A 14542-nucleotide genomic window follows, 5' to 3' on the forward strand; every position below is an offset into this window, starting at 1 on the left:
AATCTAGCGTGGATTCACCCGTCCCCGTGGCGGGGGCAGAATGGAGGGATGCCGGACCGGTTCCACAAGCCCACGCTGTTCACGAGCGGAATGTTCGAGGCGTTCCTCGGAGGGGAGGACCCTGCCCAGATCAGCAGGGTCGCCCATGAGACCGCACAGGCGCTGCTGGCACGCGTGCGAGCCGATCCGGACCCGGAGGTGGTGGACCGGCTGGTCGCCTTCACCGATGCGCACGGCATCGATGCGCTCGCCGAGCTGTGGTCCCGGTCGAACGCCAAGAGCCTGCCGGGCGCCCTGTGGCGCATCTACCTGCTGCGACTGCTCATCCGACAGGATGCGGAGGGCACGGCGTACCTGTACCAGCGGGGCAGCGAAGGGCTGGCGTCCATCGACGTCGTCGTCGCCGGGGCGCCCAACCCGACGGGCCCGGCGGAGATCACGGAACTCGCCGACCGCATCCTCCGCGGGCTGTTCGAGGGGGATTTCGCGGTCGCCCTGGACCGGGCCGCCGCTTTCTGCCGGGTGGCGGCATCCGGCGCGGCGTCCGTGGCCGACGACCGGGACGCGGTCGACCCGGATCGCGCGAGCGAGCTGACGACCCGTGCCCTGCGTTTCACCCGCACGGCCGAGGAGCTCACGGTGTGCGCACGGCTGTGGCGGTCGGATTCGCTCGACTGAGGTTCCGGATCGGGATGCCGTGAGCCGCGGGATGCAGTGAGTCGCGGGATGCCGCGGGATGCACTGAGCCGCGGGATGCCGTCAGCCGCGGGATGCCGTGAGTCGCACCGCCGTCGGACCCGGCTCAGCCGCATCCACGTTCTCTGGCTGCGAACGCCACGCCGAGACCCGCGGGAGACGCTCCTGTACACTGGAATCCGCCGGGCCGCAGTAACCCCGGGCTCCAAAACTAGCCGCTTCGAGCGGCCTCGCGCCGAGAGGCGTTCTGCGGCCCGGCATTTCTGTGCCCAGAAAGTGCGACCTCCCGGATGGATCAGCCGAAGCGGCCGGAGACGTAGTCCTCGGTGGCCTGCTCGGTCGGGTTCGAGAAGATCAGGTTCGTGTCGTTGTACTCGATCAGCTTGCCGGGCTTGCCGGTGCCCGCGATGTTGAAGAATGCGGTGCGGTCGGAGACCCGCGAAGCCTGCTGCATGTTGTGGGTCACGATCACGATCGTGTACTCGTTCTTCAGCTCCTCGATGAGGTCCTCGATCGCGAGCGTCGAGATCGGGTCGAGGGCCGAGCACGGCTCGTCCATCAGCAGCACATCGGGCGAGACGGCGATCGCGCGTGCGATGCAGAGGCGCTGCTGCTGCCCGCCCGAGAGGCCGGAGCCGGGCAGGTTGAGGCGGTCCTTGACCTCGTTCCACAGGTTCGCGCCCCGCAGCGACCGCTCGACCAGCTCGTCCGACTCGCCCTTCGACATCCGGCGGTTGTTCAGCTTCACACCGGCCAGCACGTTGTCGCGGATGCTCATGGTCGGGAACGGATTCGGGCGCTGGAACACCATGCCCACCTGGCGACGCACCAGGACCGGGTCCACGCCCGCGCCGTACAGGTTGTTGCCGTCGATGAGGACCTCGCCCTCGACGTACGCGCCGGGGATGACTTCGTGCATCCGGTTCAGCGTGCGGAGGAACGTCGACTTGCCGCAGCCGGACGGCCCGATGAAGGCGGTGACGGTGCGGGGCTCGATGGTGAGCGACACGCCCTCCACCGCGCGGAAGGCGCTGTAGTAGACGTTGAGGTCGTTGACTTCGATGCGCTTGGACATGGTTTCCTTCAGGCTACGGGTTGTCGCGGCTCAGCGGCCGTACTTGGGGGCGAAGACCTTGGCAATGATGCGTCCGACCAGGTTGAGGAGCATCACGATGATGATGAGGACGAGGGCACCCGTCCAGGCGCGGTCGATCGAGGCCTGCGCGTGCAATCCGGCGGCCTGGCCGTATTGCGTGTAGACGAAGAGCGGGAGTGCCATCATCCGGTCGCTGAACGGGTCGTAGTTCATGCTCGTCGTGAAGCCGGCGACGATGAGCAGCGGTGCGGTCTCGCCGATCACGCGGGCGATGGCGAGCATCACCCCCGTGACGAGACCGGCGATGGAGGTGGGAAGCACGACCTTGAGGATGGTCAGCCACTTCGGCACGCCGAGGGCCAGGGCGGCCTCGCGCAGCTCGTTGGGAACGATCCGCAGGATCTCCTCGCTGGATCGCACCACCACCGGGATCATCAGCACGGAGAGGGCGACGGCGCCCATGAACCCGTTGCGGATGCCGGGGCCGAGGAACAGGGCGAACAGCGCGTAGGCGAAGAGGCCGGCCACGATCGACGGGATGCCCGTCATCACGTCGACGAAGAAGGTGATGCCGCGGGCGAGCATCCCGCGCCCGTACTCCACCAGGTAGATGGAGGTGAGCAGCCCGATCGGCACGGAGATCACGGCCGTCAGGAGGGTGATCTCGAGGGTTCCGACGATGGCGTGCAGCGCACCGCCCCCGTCGCCGATGACGTTCCGCATGGACTCCGAGAAGAAGGCCACGTCGAATCGTGCGAGGCCCTGCGACACGACGGTCCAGCCGAGGGAGATCAGGGGGAGCAGCGCGATGATGAACGCCGTGGCGACGAGCGACGTGATGAGCCGGTCCATCGCCTTGCGGGAGCCCTCCACCAGCAGCGAGGTGGTGTAGATGGCGATGTCGAAGAGGATCGTGCCGAAGAACACCGCGCCGACGATGTTGAAGTCTTTGGTGGCGCCACTGGCCGCCAGCATGGCGAAGACGGCGCCGAACACGAACCAGGAGGCGACGAGCATCGTCCACGGAGCCCAGCGGGGCAGCTTCCCCGCGGTGTACGAGTTGGCGAGGGGGCGTGGGGCGGTGGCGGTGGTCGTGGCCATCAGTTCGCTCCAGAGAAGGCCTTGCGGCGGCTGACGATGTACCGGGCGAGCATGTTGATGAGCAGCGTCACGACGAACAGCACGAGGCCGGATGCGATCAGCGCGTTCACGCTCACGCCGCTCGCCTCGGGGAACTGGAGGGCGATGTTGGCGGCGATGGTGTTCGGGCTCTGGGCCCGCAGAACGAAGATGTTCACGATCAGGGCCGGGGAGAGGACCATCGCGACGGCGAGCGTCTCGCCGAGGGCGCGACCGAGGCCGAGCATGATCGCCGAGATGATGCCGCTGCGTGCGAAGGGCAGGACGGCCATCTTGACCATCTCCCACCGGGTTGCGCCGAGTGCCAGCGCAGCCTCCTCGTGGAGGCGCGGGGTCTGGAGGAAGATCTCGCGGCAGATGGCGGTCATGATCGGGATGACCATGACCGCGAGCACGATCGAGGCGGTGAGGATGGTGCGGCCGGTGCCGGATACGGGCGGCGCGAACAGCGGGATCCAGCCGAGGTTGGCGCCGAGCCAGGCGTAGAACGGCTGGACGAAGGTGGACAGCGTCGCGATACCCCACAGGCCGAAAACGACGGAGGGGACGGCCGCGAGGAGGTCGATGATGTACCCGAGCACCGCGGCCACGCGGCGCGGGGCGTAGTGCGAGATGAAGAGCGCGATCCCGAGGGAGAGCGGCGTGGCGATCAGCAATGCCAGTGTTGCGGCCCAGATCGTGCCGAACACCAGGGGCCAGACCCACGCCCAGAAGTTGCTGGCGTTGTTCGGGAGCTGGCCGGGGCCGGCGAACAGGGCCGGGATGCTCTGGACCACGAGGAAGATCGCCACAGCGGCGAGAGTGGCGAGGATCAGCGATCCCGCGACGACGGTGCTGGTCGAGAAGACCCGGTCGCCGAGGCGGACCTTCGCCTTCGGCCTGATGGCTCCTGCGGTTCCGGCGGTCATTCCTTGCTTTCTCTCATCGGGTGAGCCGTTGCGGGCGGCTGAGGATGGAAGCGCCGTTCGGCCCGGGCCATGGAGCAGCCCGGGCCGAACGGTCCGGTGTCACTTGATGCTGTCGACGGCCTTCTGGACCTTGGCGGACAGGTCGCTCGCGAGCGGGGCCGAGCCGGCCTGCTCGGAAGCGGCCTTCTGGGCGTCGCTGGAGATGATGTAGCCGACGTAGCCCTTGACCAGGTCCGCCTTGGCGGCGTCCTTGTACTGCTGGCAGGCGATCACGTAGGAGACCAGGACGAGCGGCCAGGCGCCCTTCTTGGTGTCCTTGCGGTCGATCTGGATGGCCAGGTCGTTCGTGTCGCGACCGGAGGCGATCGGGGAGGCGGCGACCACCGCGGCAGCGCCGTCGGCACTGATCTTCTCGTAGTCGCTGCCGACCTTCAGCTGGGCGATGCTGAGGCCCGCGGAGCCCGACTCGTCGATGTACGTGATCGAGTTCTTCGCGTTCTTGGTGGCGTCCGCGACACCCGAGGTGCCCTTGGCCGCGTCACCGACGGTGTACGGGAAGGTCTGCGAGGACGGCTTGGTCCACACGTCCGGAGCGTTCGCCGCCAGGTACTCGGTGAAGTTCTGGGTGGTGCCCGAGTCGTCGGACCGGTGGACGACCGTGATCGGCGCCGACGGGAGCGAGGCTCCCGAGTTCTGGCTCGCGATCTTGGGGTCGTTCCAGGTGGTGATCGCGCCCGAGAAGATGCCGGCGATGGTCGCGGCGTCGAGCTTGAGGTCCTTCACGCCGTCCACGTTGTACGCGATGGCGATGGGGGAGATGTAGACGGGCAGGTCGATGCCCTTGCTGCCCGCGGCGCACCCGGCGAACGTGGAGGCGAGCTCCTCGGTCTTGAGCGCGGCGTCGGAGCCGGCGAAGTCTGCGGCGCCGGAGATGAAGCTCTTGCGGCCCGCGCCGGACCCCTGCGGGTCGTAGTTCACGGTGACCTTCGGGTTGGCCTGCTGGAAGCCGGCGGCCCACACGGTCTGGGCCGCACCCTGCGCGGACGAGCCGATGCCGTTCAGCGTGCCGGTCAGGTTCGAAGCCTTCGCCGTCGTGGTCGACGGGGTGCTGCCCTCGTTCGCCGCACACGCGGTGAGAGAGATGGCGGCTGCCGCGAGGAGCGCCACGGGAGCGCCGATGCGCTTGAGATTCACAGTTGTCCCTTCGGGGATCAGTAACAACAGGACGGGGTCGGTGCGACCCGCGTGAGACGCTATTCCCGGTGTCTGTCCAGAGTCCCCCGCACTGGTAAACGGAAGGTTAACGCCGGGTGTTCTCTTGTTCCTGTCGTGCTGTGAATCCGCGGGGATCAGTCCACGATCTGGACCGGCGTTCCGAGCGGCAGAGCGTCGACGGCGGCGATCGCGTCTGCCGTGAGTCGCACGCAGCCGTGCGACACGGCGCCGGCGGCAGTGGACTGGAAGTGGATGCCGATGAGCCCGCCGTCCGTGCCCCCGTAGGGCTCGTCCGCGCTGGTGGCGTGGAGCGAGGTGAGCTGGATGCGATGCTCGGACTGCCCTTGCGCCGGGTCGAGGTAGCGGGCCTGAAGGTAGCCGGTGCCGGTCGGGGTGGGGGTGGATGCGGTGCCGACTCCGACCGTGAATTCAATGGTCGCGGCGCCCGAGGAGTCCTGGATGCTGAGCGTCTGTTTCGAGGTGGAGATGACGACACGCGTGGTCAGCGGGGTGCCGCCCTTGAGGAAGCTCGTCGGTATCCAGGCGGCGGTCTGCGCCGGTGCAGGAGCCGCTGCCGTCGCCGCCGAGGGCAGCTGCTGACGCGACGGCGTGAGGACGAGCGACCAGCGGCCCTTCGTCTGGACGCGGACGACCACCGTCGGCTCCCCGAGGAAGTTCTTGGCCGGGATGCGCGCGACCGGCGTGGTGAAGTCGGCGCCGTACGCGACGGAATCGAAGACGACGTGGTAGGCGGTTCGGATGTCCGCCGTCGCGGGGGCCGGGAGCAGGCCGGGGATGACGGCGTTATAGGTGGCGGCGGGGAGCGCCGCGATCTCCGAGGGGGACAGCCCGGCAGGCAAGGCCGGCCCCGCATCCGCGGTGGCGCTCGGCGTGGGGCTGCGTGTGGCGGCGGGAGCGTCCGGACTGCAGGCGGTGAGGGTCGCGAGAAGGGCGGCGGCGCAGAGGACGGCGGGAAGCGTGCGGTGGGGTGTCATGGGAGTCCGGGTGTGTGGAGGTCTGGCGTGCGGGATGCGAGCAGCGACGAGCCGCGTCATGAAGAACGGCGGCGGTGTGGACCGTTCCGGTCCACACCGCCGCCGGCCGGAGTGCTGAGAGTCAGCCGCTGACGACCGGGAGGTTGGCGACAGGAGCTGCAGTGTCAGCCGCGGTCGTCGTCTCGGTCGAGCCCAGGTCGATCGGGCCGGGGTTACCGTCGACGGGGACATCATCGCCCGTGATCTCGACCGTCGCCGTGTTGCTCACACCCGAATCGGTGCCGACAGCGGTGATGGTGATGCTGCCGGCAACGGCTGTTCCGGCCAGCAGGAACACGTTGAAGTCGATCGTCCCATCTGCAGCGGCTGTAGCCGGTTCGAGGGTCTGAACGGAGCCGTTGTAGTCGACCGTGATGGTGACCAGTTCTCCCGGCGTGTAGCCGGCGGCGTGGACGTCGATGCCGGGGTCGGCCAACTCTGCCGTCGTGATCGTGCTCACGCTCGTGCTGATGCCCTTGGGCTCAGGCACGGGCGCCTGAACCGCGGCGTCGACCGTGAGCGGAAGGTTCGCGGTGAGCGTGGTGTCGGCGTCGTCGGTCGCCGTGACGGAGAGCGTCTCGCCCGCGGCGAGCGCTGCGAGCGGAACGGCCGGGATCCAGGCGGGGCTGACGGCGAGGTCGCCTGCGGCGTCCGCCGTGGCAGTCGTCTGATCGAGTACGCCGCTCACCGAGCTGTCGAGGGTGACGGTCACCGTCCCGTCCGGAGTGAATCCGGTACCGGTCAGGTCGAGGCCGGTGCCCCAGTCTCCGACGGTGAAGGTCGTGTTCGTGGCGGTCAGGGTGGTACCGGCGGCGTTGGCCGGGACGGCGGCGAAGAAGCCGCCTGCCACGACGGCGGACGCGGCCGCGAGGGCGCCGAAACGGATGCGCGTTGAGCTGGTCATTCATGTCCTCTGGTGGTGCGAAGCGATGCCGGACTGGCATCCCCGAAACACACTACCGCTGTGATATCTGAGACGCAACGATGATAGATCGAATGTAGGCATTCTCGGTGGAACATGGAGGACGGAACATTCGTCGGCGAACAGGGCGTGCGGCGACAGTCGCTTTCGCGACGAATCGAAGGAGATCGGGTCTCGGATCTCCTTCGGATGGCAGCACGGAAGGAGTTCCGAACGCCGTGCGTTCGAATCTCCTTCGCAGCGCGAGGAGGGCTCTACGCCTCCACCGGCGCGTAGGTCTCGATGGAGACGATGCCGGAGGCGGGGTTGGTGGCCGAGAGGTGGACCACGGAGAAGCCGCCCGTGTCGAGATCCGCAGCGTCGTCGAGGTAGCTGCCGGGCATCGTCCCGGTGGCCAGTGCGATCTCGCGCAGGATCTCGGGCAGTACCGGTCTGTGACTGCACAGCACCGCGGTCTTGCGTGCGCGGACGCGTTTGCCGACCACGGCCCGGGTTTCGCCGCGGCCCTCCTCGTAGGCCTCCTGGCTGATCCCGTGCTCGCGGCGCGGTTTGACTCCCGTGGCTGCTGCCAGCGGTGCGACCGTCGTGACGCAGCGGACGGCGTCGCTGGTGACGATCCGCTTCGGCCGCCATGCCTGCAGGGTGGCGACGTCTGCTGCGGACTGCCTCACGCCGCGCTCGGTGAGCGGCCGCGAGGCATCGCTCCCCTCCCACCGGTCGCGCGGGGCCGCCTTCCCGTGGCGCAGAGCGATGATCGCGAAGGTGGAGGTGATGCCCTGGCGGACCAATGCATCGAACGTATCGAGGATCTCGACGTCGCGTTCGTACGTGAGGTAGCCGCGGGCCTTCTTGATGGTGACCCATTCGATGGCCGCGATCTCGCTGTTCGGGATGAAGGTCGACCGTTCGATCGCCTTCTCGCCGACCTCCGCCGCCCAGTAGTGGACGATCTTCTCCCGGCCGCTGCTGAGCGGGTACGTGGAGACGCCGAGGGGAACGCCGAGGCCGATCTTCAGCCCCGTCTCCTCCTCGATCTCGCGCACGGCCGTCTGCGGGAGGGTCTCACCCGGGTCGACCTTCCCTTTCGGGATGGTGACGTCGCCGTATTTCGTCCGATGCACCACGAGCACCACGATGCGGTCTTCCACCATCCGCCAGCAGAGGGCGCCGGCGGCATAGATGGCCGGACTCACCGCCTCGTTCCCGTGCGGGTGCTGCGCGGACGATGACTGTACTGCTGGATCAGCTTGTTCTGCAGGTCGACCAGCGGCTTGCCGTTCTCGTCCAGGTGATGCCGGGTCCAGACGCCGTCCTGATCGAGCTTCCAGGTCGCTGTGCGGTCGTCGAAGGCGAGGTCGAAGAGATCGTCGAGCTCGCGCAGGTGCTCGGGGTCGGTCAGCCGGACGAGCGCCTCGACGCGGCGATCGAGGTTGCGGTGCATCATGTCGGCGCTGCCGATGTACACCTGCGGCTCGCCGCCGTTGACGAACGAGAAGACTCGGGAGTGCTCGAGGTAGCGGCCCAGCACCGACCGCACGCGGATGTTCTCCGACAGGCCTTCGCGGCCGGGCACGACGCCGCAGATGCCGCGCACCCAGAGGTCGACCGGCACTCCGGCCTGGCTCGCGCGGTAGAGGCCGTCGATGATCGCCTCGTCGACGATGGAGTTGAGCTTGATGCGGATGCCGGAGGGACGCCCGGCGGCGGCGTTGGCGCGCTCGGTCTCGATGCGCTTCAGCAATCCCTTCCGCAGGTGCAGCGGTGCGACGAGCAGGCGCTTGAACTTCTTCTCGATCGCATAGCCCGACAGCTCGTTGAAGAGACGGGTGAGGTCCTTGCCCACCTGGTCGTCCGCCGTCAGCAACCCCAGGTCTTCGTAGATGCGGGAGGTCTTCGGGTTGTAGTTCCCTGTGCCGATGTGGCTGTAGTGCTTGAGGACGCCCTTCTCCTCGCGGATCACCAGGGCGAGCTTGCAGTGGGTCTTCAGCCCGACGAGCCCGTACACGACGTGCACGCCCGCCTTCTCGAGCTTTCGCGCCCACGAGATGTTGTTCTGCTCGTCGAACCGCGCCTTGATCTCGACCAGCGCCAGGACCTGCTTGCCGGATTCGGCCGCGTCGATCAGCGCCTCGACGATGGGACTGTCGCCCGACGTGCGGTAGAGCGTCTGCTTGATGGCGAGGACATGCGGATCGGCGGCGGCCTGCTCCAGGAAGGCCTGGACGCTGGTCGCGAACGACTCGTAGGGGTGGTGGACGAGCACGTCCTGCCGGGCGACGGCGGCGAAGATGTCGGGTTTCGCGTTGGGCTCGCTCGGCATCAGCTGTGCGGGCGTCGTCGGCACGTGGTTCGGATAGTGCAGGTCCGGACGGTCGATCTTCGCGAGGTCGAACAGGCCGCCGAGGTCGAGCGGCGCCGGCAGGCGGTAGACCTCCTGCTCGGTGACATCCAGTTCGCGCACCAGCAGCCCGAGGGTCACCGCGTCCATGTCGTCGGTGACCTCGAGACGGATGGGCGGGCCGAAGCGGCGCCGCAGCAGCTCGCGCTCGAGGGCCTGGATGAGGTTCTCGGTCTCATCCTCGTCGATCTCCACATCTTCGTTCCGGGTGACGCGGAAGACGTGGTGCTCGAGGATCTCCATGCCCGGGAAGAGGTCGCCGAGGTGGTTGGCGATGAGGTCCTCCAGCGTGATGAACCGCACCTGGCCGACGCTCTCGCGCTGGTCGATGCGCACGAAGCGAGGCAGCATCTGCGGAACCTTGAGGCGGGCGAACTGCTCCTTGCCGGTCCGCGAGTTGCGCACCCGGACGGACAGGTTGAGCGAGAGCCCGGAGATATAAGGGAACGGATGCGCCGGATCGACGGCGAGCGGCATCAGCACCGGGAAGATCTGCTGCGAGAAGATCTCGCGAAGCTGCACCTTGTCGGCGTCGTCGAGCTCGTCGTACCTCACGACGGTGATGCCGGCATCCCGCAGAGCGGGCAGCACGAGGTCGTGGTACGCGCGGGCATGGCGGAGCTGCAGCTCGTGGACCTTCTCGGAGATGTCGGCGAGCACGTCCTGCGGCGCGCGGCCCACGTTGGTCGGGACGGCGAGACCGGTCGCGATCCGGCGTTTCAGGCCGGCGACCCGGACCATGAAGAACTCATCGAGGTTGCTCGCGAAGATCGCCAGGAAGTTGGCGCGCTCGAGGACCGGCAGCAGCGGGTCCTCTGCGAGCTCCAGCACGCGCTGGTTGAAGGCGAGCCAGCTCAGCTCGCGGTCGAGGTAGCGGTTGTCCGGGAGCGTCGGGTCCGGCTCGTAGATGAACGGGGCGAAGTCGTCGTCGAAATCGCTGCCCAGGCTGCCGCCCAGCCCTGTGTCCAGAAGGCCGTTCTCGAGTGTGGTGCGCTCATCCATCCACCCATCATGTCACCGCCGGAAGCTGCCGGAGCAGGCACCACGTAAACGGTGGATAAACGCTGACTGTGGATGGACGGCTGCTCGTCGCGGCGGACGCGCCGCCCGCCTCACGAACGGACGGAGGTGGGAAGACGGTCGTTGTCGTCCTCGTACACATTGAACCGGTAGCCGACGTTGCGGACGGTGCCGATCAGGGACTCCAGGTCGCCCAGCTTCGCGCGCAGCCGCCGCACGTGGACGTCGACCGTGCGCGTACCGCCGAAGTAGTCGTAGCCCCACACCTCGCTGAGCAGCTGCTCGCGTGTGAACACGCGGGACGGGTGGGTCGCGAAGAAGCGGAGGAGCTCGAACTCCTTGAAGGTCAGGTCGAGCTGGCGTCCGTGCGCCTTGGCCGAGTAGCTGGCCTCGTCGATCGTGATCCCGGAGGCCTGGATCTTGGACTGCGAATGCTCCTGCGTCTGGCGGCCGATGGCGAGCCGGATGCGCGCATCCACTTCGGCCGGGCCCGAGGTGTCGAGCACGACATCGCTGGCGCCCCAGTCGGCGCTCACCGCGGTGAGCCCGCCCTCGGTCAGCACGAGGAGGAGCGGGACGGTGACCCCGGTCGTGGTGAGGATCTTGCAGAGCGATTTCGCGCTCGCCAGGTCGCGCCGTGCATCCACGAAGATGAGGTCGCAGCTGGGCGCGTTGATGAGGGACGCGGGTTCGGCCGGGATCTGACGGACGCGGTGGCTGAGCAGAGCCAGGGCGGGAAGCACCTCGGCACCCGGTCCGGAGTCGACGCGGGAGGTGGTGGGCGCCGACGACGGCGCGGGGGAGCTGGGCGCAGAAGTAAGGATCAGCAGTTGCGCCACACATTCCTCCTCACCCGGTCGTGCCCTCGGGAACCCGTGGCGCAATGCTACCGGAAATGCGCGCGCTCCCTTCCGCCGCTCCTGCGCCAGCGGCCGCACAGCCAGGCGCCATCCGGTCGCCGGGGGCACAATGGAGGCGTGAGCGACGAGACACCCGACACCCCTGCACCCCACGCGATGGGTCCCGCCGCCGCGGCCGGACCCGTGCAGCCGCCGCTGCCGCGCTGGGCGACGGCGACGAGCATCGGCTCGGTGTGGGTTGTCGCGCTCGTGCTCGGCATCCTGATCGGTGTGCTGTCGCGCCCCGCGGCCTATGCGTCGTGGCTGTCTCTCGCGCTCGCCGTGTGCGTGCTGCTCGCGTTCGTCGCCCAGCTGGCGACGCAGCAGAAGGACGGCTTCATCGACCGGCTGGCCGTCACCTTCGCCGGGACCTTCGTGGTGCTGGGGCTGGTCGGCGGCATCCTGGCACTTGCCTTCGCCGCCGCCTGAACGCGAACGGATGTCGGCGGTCCCTGGTTAGACTGGACGCATGCTGGTCGCTCTCGAACTCTTCTTCGTCGGCCTTCTGGGCCTGGCAACGCTCGCCATCCTCGGTGTCTCGGGGCTGGTCGTCTACAACCTCTTCCGCGGTCAGCGCTGAGCCCCTCAGCCGGATCATGATCGAGATCCCCACCGATCTTCCCGCCGAGCTGGTCCCTCTCTCCTGGCTGATCGGCGTCTGGGAGGGAACCGGTGTGCTCGACTACGCCATCGAAGAGGAGCACACCCAACTCGAGTTCGGGCAGCGGATCAGCTTCAGCCACGACGGACTGGGCTACCTGAACTACTCCGCGAACTCGTGGATCCTCGACGAGCAGAACACGCCGCTCGCCGCTGAGACCGGCTACTGGCGGCTGCGCAGGAAGCTCGTGGAGGGCGACGCCGGACCGGCGATGCTCCCCGGCGTCGGCGCGCGGCCCTTCGGCACGGCGCAGTCGGTCGAGACGCTGCGCAACTCGAACGGCGCGTTCGATCTCGATGTGTCGATCATCCATCCCGACGGGGTGAGCGAGGTCTACATCGGCCAGGTCGCCGGCCCCCGCATCGATCTCGCGACGGACGCGGTGCTCCGCACCTCCGGCGCGAAGGAGTACACCGCGGCGACGCGGCTCTACGGCCTCGTCGAGGGCCACCTGCTGTGGGCCTGGGACATCGCCGCCCTCGGCCAGGAACTGCGGACGCACGCCTCCGCGCGCCTCGCCAAGGTCGACTGAAAGGCGGCGGACCGATGGATGCTGAACCTCGCGCGACCCCGGAAGGGGCATCGCCGTTCCTCGACCTCCCGGGCGCGGTCGACACGGACGGACTCGGCGTGCCGGCCCACTACGGAAGCCCGCTCTCCGAACAGCGGGCGCTGGTCGAGCGGAGCGCGATCGTCGATCTCTCCGACCGTGCTGTGCTGACGATCCAGGGCCCCGACCGCCTGACCTGGCTCAATTCGCTGACGAGTCAGTCGCTCGCCGGCCTGCGTCCGGGGGAGTCCTCGGAGACCCTGCTCCTGGATGTGACGGGCCACGTCGAGCACGCCGCGCGCCTGCTCGACGACGGCGACACGCTCTGGCTCCTGGTCGACCGGCCGGAGGCCGAGGGGCTGCAGGGCTGGCTGGATTCGATGCGGTTCATGCTGCGCGTCGAGGTCGCCGACAGGACGGCCGACTTCGCAACGATCGGCACACTGGGCGATCCGCCACTGCCGATCGCAGCGCCGAACGGCATCCCGCTGATCTGGCACGATCCGTGGCGCGCGGTGGCACTGGGCGGGCACCAGTACGCGCAGGGCGAGCATCCCGGCGCCGGCTGGACGTGGAGCGAACGCCTCATCCCGCGAGACGCCCTCGCGTCGCTCGTGACCCGTGTCCGCGCCGGAGAACTGTCCGCTGCCGGAACGCTGGCCGCCGATGCCCTGCGCATCGCCGCGTGGCGGCCCCGGTTCTCGACCGAGGTCGACGAGCGCACCATCCCGCACGAACTCGACTGGCTGCGCACCGCCGTCCACCTGAGCAAGGGCTGCTACCGCGGACAAGAGACGGTCGCCAAGGTGCACAACCTCGGGCATCCGCCTCGCCGCCTCGTGATGCTGCACCTCGACGGCTCGGAGGGTGCGCATCCCACGAAGGGTGCGGTCGTCTCCCTCGACGGTCGCGAGGTGGGCGCCGTCACGTCCTCGGCTCTGCACTACGAACTGGGACCGATCGCGCTCGCCGTCGTGAAGCGGTCCGCCGATCCGAACGCGACGCTGACCGTGGATGCGGATGGTGTAGCCGTCGCCGCCTCGCAGGAGATCGTGGTTCCGCCGGAGGCGGGTGCGGAAGCGCACGTGCCGCGCCTCCCGCGCCTGGGTGCGGTGACCCGGGCTCCCCGCCAGTAGTCCGGCGTCACTCGGCCGGCGCGACCGCCTCCCACCCGACCGTCAGCTCACCCAGCCGCCAGCGGCTCCGGCCGCCGTGGACCGGCCATCCGGAGTCGCGCATCCCCTGGGCGACGGCGATCCAGCGCTGACTCGGCCCGTACGCGGCGAGCGGCGAATGGATGCGCCAGAGCCGGTCGAGCTCCGACAGGAACGCATGGATCGGCTCGCCGCGGACATTGCGGTGGATGAGCGCCTTCGGCAGCCGCTCCGCCACGATCGAGGGCGCATCCAGCCCGCGCAGCCGGAGCGAGACGCTGAGCGAGCGGGGACCCGCGGCATCCAGGGCGATCCAGCTGGAGATGCGGCCGATCTCGTCGCAGGTGCCCTCGACCAGGAGGCCGTGGGGCTGCAGGCGGGAGCGCATCCGCTCCCAGGCGTGCGGGACCTCGACCTCGCGATACTGGCGGAGCACGTTGAAGGCGCGGATGACCGCTGCGCTGCGGCCGTCCGGCAGCGGGACTTCGAACCCGCCGAGTGCGAAGCGGATGCGCGCCGCCGGGTCGAAGCCCGTCCGGCCGTCCCGCACCGCCTCCAGCTGCTGGTTCGCGCTCCGCACCCGGCCCGGCTCGATCTCGAGGCCGACCACCTCGACGTCGGCGCGTGCTTTCGCCAGCCGCTGCTGGAGTTCGAGCGCCGTGACGCCGCTGGCGCCGTAGCCGAGGTCGACGACGACCGGGTCGTGCGTGCGACGCAGCTCGGGCTGTGCAGCGATCCAGCGGTCGACGCGGCGCAGCCGGTTCGTGTTGGTGGTGCCGCGGGTCACCGTGCCGACTGCGCCCGAAGCCATGCGTCCATCCTGCCAGCCGCCGGCGGCGGCCCGCGTAC

At 68.8% G+C, this 14542-nt stretch carries 14 protein-coding genes; 4 read left to right on the plus strand and 10 right to left on the minus strand.

The window, feature by feature from the left end; all coding sequences use genetic code 11:
* The first annotated feature begins 48 nt into the window (after window positions 1–48).
* The gene (locus tag BM287_RS14670; RefSeq protein WP_090040867.1) at window positions 49–678 is read left to right on the plus strand and encodes a DNA-directed RNA polymerase subunit beta; all 630 of its coding nucleotides are present in this window, start codon (window positions 49–51) and stop codon (window positions 676–678) included.
* A 313-nt stretch (window positions 679–991) separates the two neighbouring features.
* Here BM287_RS14670 and pstB read toward each other — a convergent pair whose 3' ends face one another.
* The 9 genes from pstB to BM287_RS14715 form a co-directional block, all read right to left on the minus strand.
* Entirely contained in the window at window positions 992–1771 is a 780-nt protein-coding gene (pstB, locus tag BM287_RS14675; protein ID WP_090040864.1) for a phosphate ABC transporter ATP-binding protein PstB, read from the minus strand.
* 30 nt (window positions 1772–1801) lie between these two features.
* The gene (gene pstA / locus BM287_RS14680; protein WP_090040862.1) at window positions 1802–2893 is read right to left on the minus strand and encodes a phosphate ABC transporter permease PstA; all 1092 of its coding nucleotides are present in this window, start codon (window positions 2891–2893) and stop codon (window positions 1802–1804) included.
* Window positions 2893–3840 carry a phosphate ABC transporter permease subunit PstC gene (pstC, locus tag BM287_RS14685; RefSeq protein ID WP_090040861.1) on the minus strand — a complete coding sequence of 316 codons (948 nt, stop codon included), beginning with the start codon at window positions 3838–3840 and terminating at the stop codon, window positions 2893–2895. The genes pstA and pstC overlap by 1 nt, the downstream gene beginning before the upstream one ends.
* 99 nt (window positions 3841–3939) lie before the next feature.
* Window positions 3940–5034 (minus strand): phosphate ABC transporter substrate-binding protein PstS, encoded by a 1095-nt coding sequence (pstS, locus tag BM287_RS14690; protein WP_090040859.1) that lies wholly within the window; start codon window positions 5032–5034, stop codon window positions 3940–3942.
* 155 nt (window positions 5035–5189) lie between these two features.
* The gene (locus BM287_RS14695) at window positions 5190–6050 is read right to left on the minus strand and encodes a L,D-transpeptidase (RefSeq protein ID WP_090040858.1); all 861 of its coding nucleotides are present in this window, start codon (window positions 6048–6050) and stop codon (window positions 5190–5192) included.
* Between the two features lie 121 nt (window positions 6051–6171).
* A complete protein-coding gene (locus tag BM287_RS14700; protein ID WP_090040856.1) occupies window positions 6172–6993 on the minus strand; it encodes a hypothetical protein in 822 nt (273 codons plus the stop codon).
* A gap of 272 nt (window positions 6994–7265) precedes the next feature.
* Window positions 7266–8204, minus strand: coding sequence for an NUDIX hydrolase (locus tag BM287_RS14705; protein WP_090040854.1), 939 nt, complete (start codon window positions 8202–8204; stop codon window positions 7266–7268).
* The gene (locus tag BM287_RS14710) at window positions 8201–10411 is read right to left on the minus strand and encodes an RNA degradosome polyphosphate kinase (protein ID WP_090040852.1); all 2211 of its coding nucleotides are present in this window, start codon (window positions 10409–10411) and stop codon (window positions 8201–8203) included. The genes BM287_RS14705 and BM287_RS14710 overlap by 4 nt, the downstream gene beginning before the upstream one ends.
* Window positions 10412–10521: 110 nt before the next feature.
* Window positions 10522–11172 (minus strand): response regulator transcription factor, encoded by a 651-nt coding sequence (locus BM287_RS14715; protein WP_170857568.1) that lies wholly within the window; start codon window positions 11170–11172, stop codon window positions 10522–10524.
* A 234-nt stretch (window positions 11173–11406) separates the two neighbouring features.
* Here BM287_RS14715 and BM287_RS14720 point away from each other — a divergent pair, with 234 nt between their 5' ends.
* The 3 genes from BM287_RS14720 to BM287_RS14730 all read left to right on the plus strand — a co-directional run bounded on the left by BM287_RS14720 (window position 11407) and on the right by BM287_RS14730 (window position 13675).
* Complete coding sequence (locus BM287_RS14720; RefSeq protein WP_090040848.1) at window positions 11407–11757, plus strand: hypothetical protein; 351 nt, start codon at window positions 11407–11409, stop codon at window positions 11755–11757.
* 167 nt (window positions 11758–11924) lie between these two features.
* Window positions 11925–12521, plus strand: coding sequence for a heme-binding beta-barrel domain-containing protein (locus tag BM287_RS14725; RefSeq protein WP_090040846.1), 597 nt, complete (start codon window positions 11925–11927; stop codon window positions 12519–12521).
* 14 nt (window positions 12522–12535) lie between these two features.
* Window positions 12536–13675: a CAF17-like 4Fe-4S cluster assembly/insertion protein YgfZ gene (locus BM287_RS14730; RefSeq protein WP_090040843.1), complete on the plus strand. Its 1140-nt coding sequence runs from the start codon at window positions 12536–12538 to the stop codon at window positions 13673–13675.
* A 7-nt stretch (window positions 13676–13682) separates the two neighbouring features.
* Here BM287_RS14730 and BM287_RS14735 read toward each other — a convergent pair whose 3' ends face one another.
* Window positions 13683–14504, minus strand: a complete 822-nt coding sequence (locus BM287_RS14735) for a class I SAM-dependent methyltransferase (RefSeq protein WP_090040841.1) — start codon at window positions 14502–14504, stop codon at window positions 13683–13685.
* Window positions 14505–14542: the final 38 nt, after the last annotated feature.

Origin of the sequence: Leifsonia sp. CL147 (assembly GCF_900114565.1) — a bacterium.
Classification (GTDB): domain Bacteria; phylum Actinomycetota; class Actinomycetes; order Actinomycetales; family Microbacteriaceae; genus Leifsonia.

Bases quoted from the DNA above. Each gene is read 5' to 3' on its own strand.
- BM287_RS14735 (WP_090040841.1), bottom strand. From the start codon at position 14,504: ATGGCTTCGGGCGCAGTCGGCACGGTGACCCGCGGCACCACCAACACG.
- BM287_RS14725 (WP_090040846.1), top strand. From the start codon at position 11,925: ATGATCGAGATCCCCACCGATCTTCCCGCCGAGCTGGTCCCTCTCTCC.
- BM287_RS14730 (WP_090040843.1), top strand. From the start codon at position 12,536: ATGGATGCTGAACCTCGCGCGACCCCGGAAGGGGCATCGCCGTTCCTC.
- BM287_RS14700 (WP_090040856.1), bottom strand. From the start codon at position 6,993: ATGACCAGCTCAACGCGCATCCGTTTCGGCGCCCTCGCGGCCGCGTCC.
- pstB (WP_090040864.1), bottom strand. From the start codon at position 1,771: ATGTCCAAGCGCATCGAAGTCAACGACCTCAACGTCTACTACAGCGCC.
- BM287_RS14670 (WP_090040867.1), top strand. From the start codon at position 49: ATGCCGGACCGGTTCCACAAGCCCACGCTGTTCACGAGCGGAATGTTC.
- pstA (WP_090040862.1), bottom strand. From the start codon at position 2,893: ATGGCCACGACCACCGCCACCGCCCCACGCCCCCTCGCCAACTCGTAC.
- BM287_RS14695 (WP_090040858.1), bottom strand. From the start codon at position 6,050: ATGACACCCCACCGCACGCTTCCCGCCGTCCTCTGCGCCGCCGCCCTT.
- pstC (WP_090040861.1), bottom strand. From the start codon at position 3,840: ATGACCGCCGGAACCGCAGGAGCCATCAGGCCGAAGGCGAAGGTCCGC.
- BM287_RS14710 (WP_090040852.1), bottom strand. From the start codon at position 10,411: ATGGATGAGCGCACCACACTCGAGAACGGCCTTCTGGACACAGGGCTG.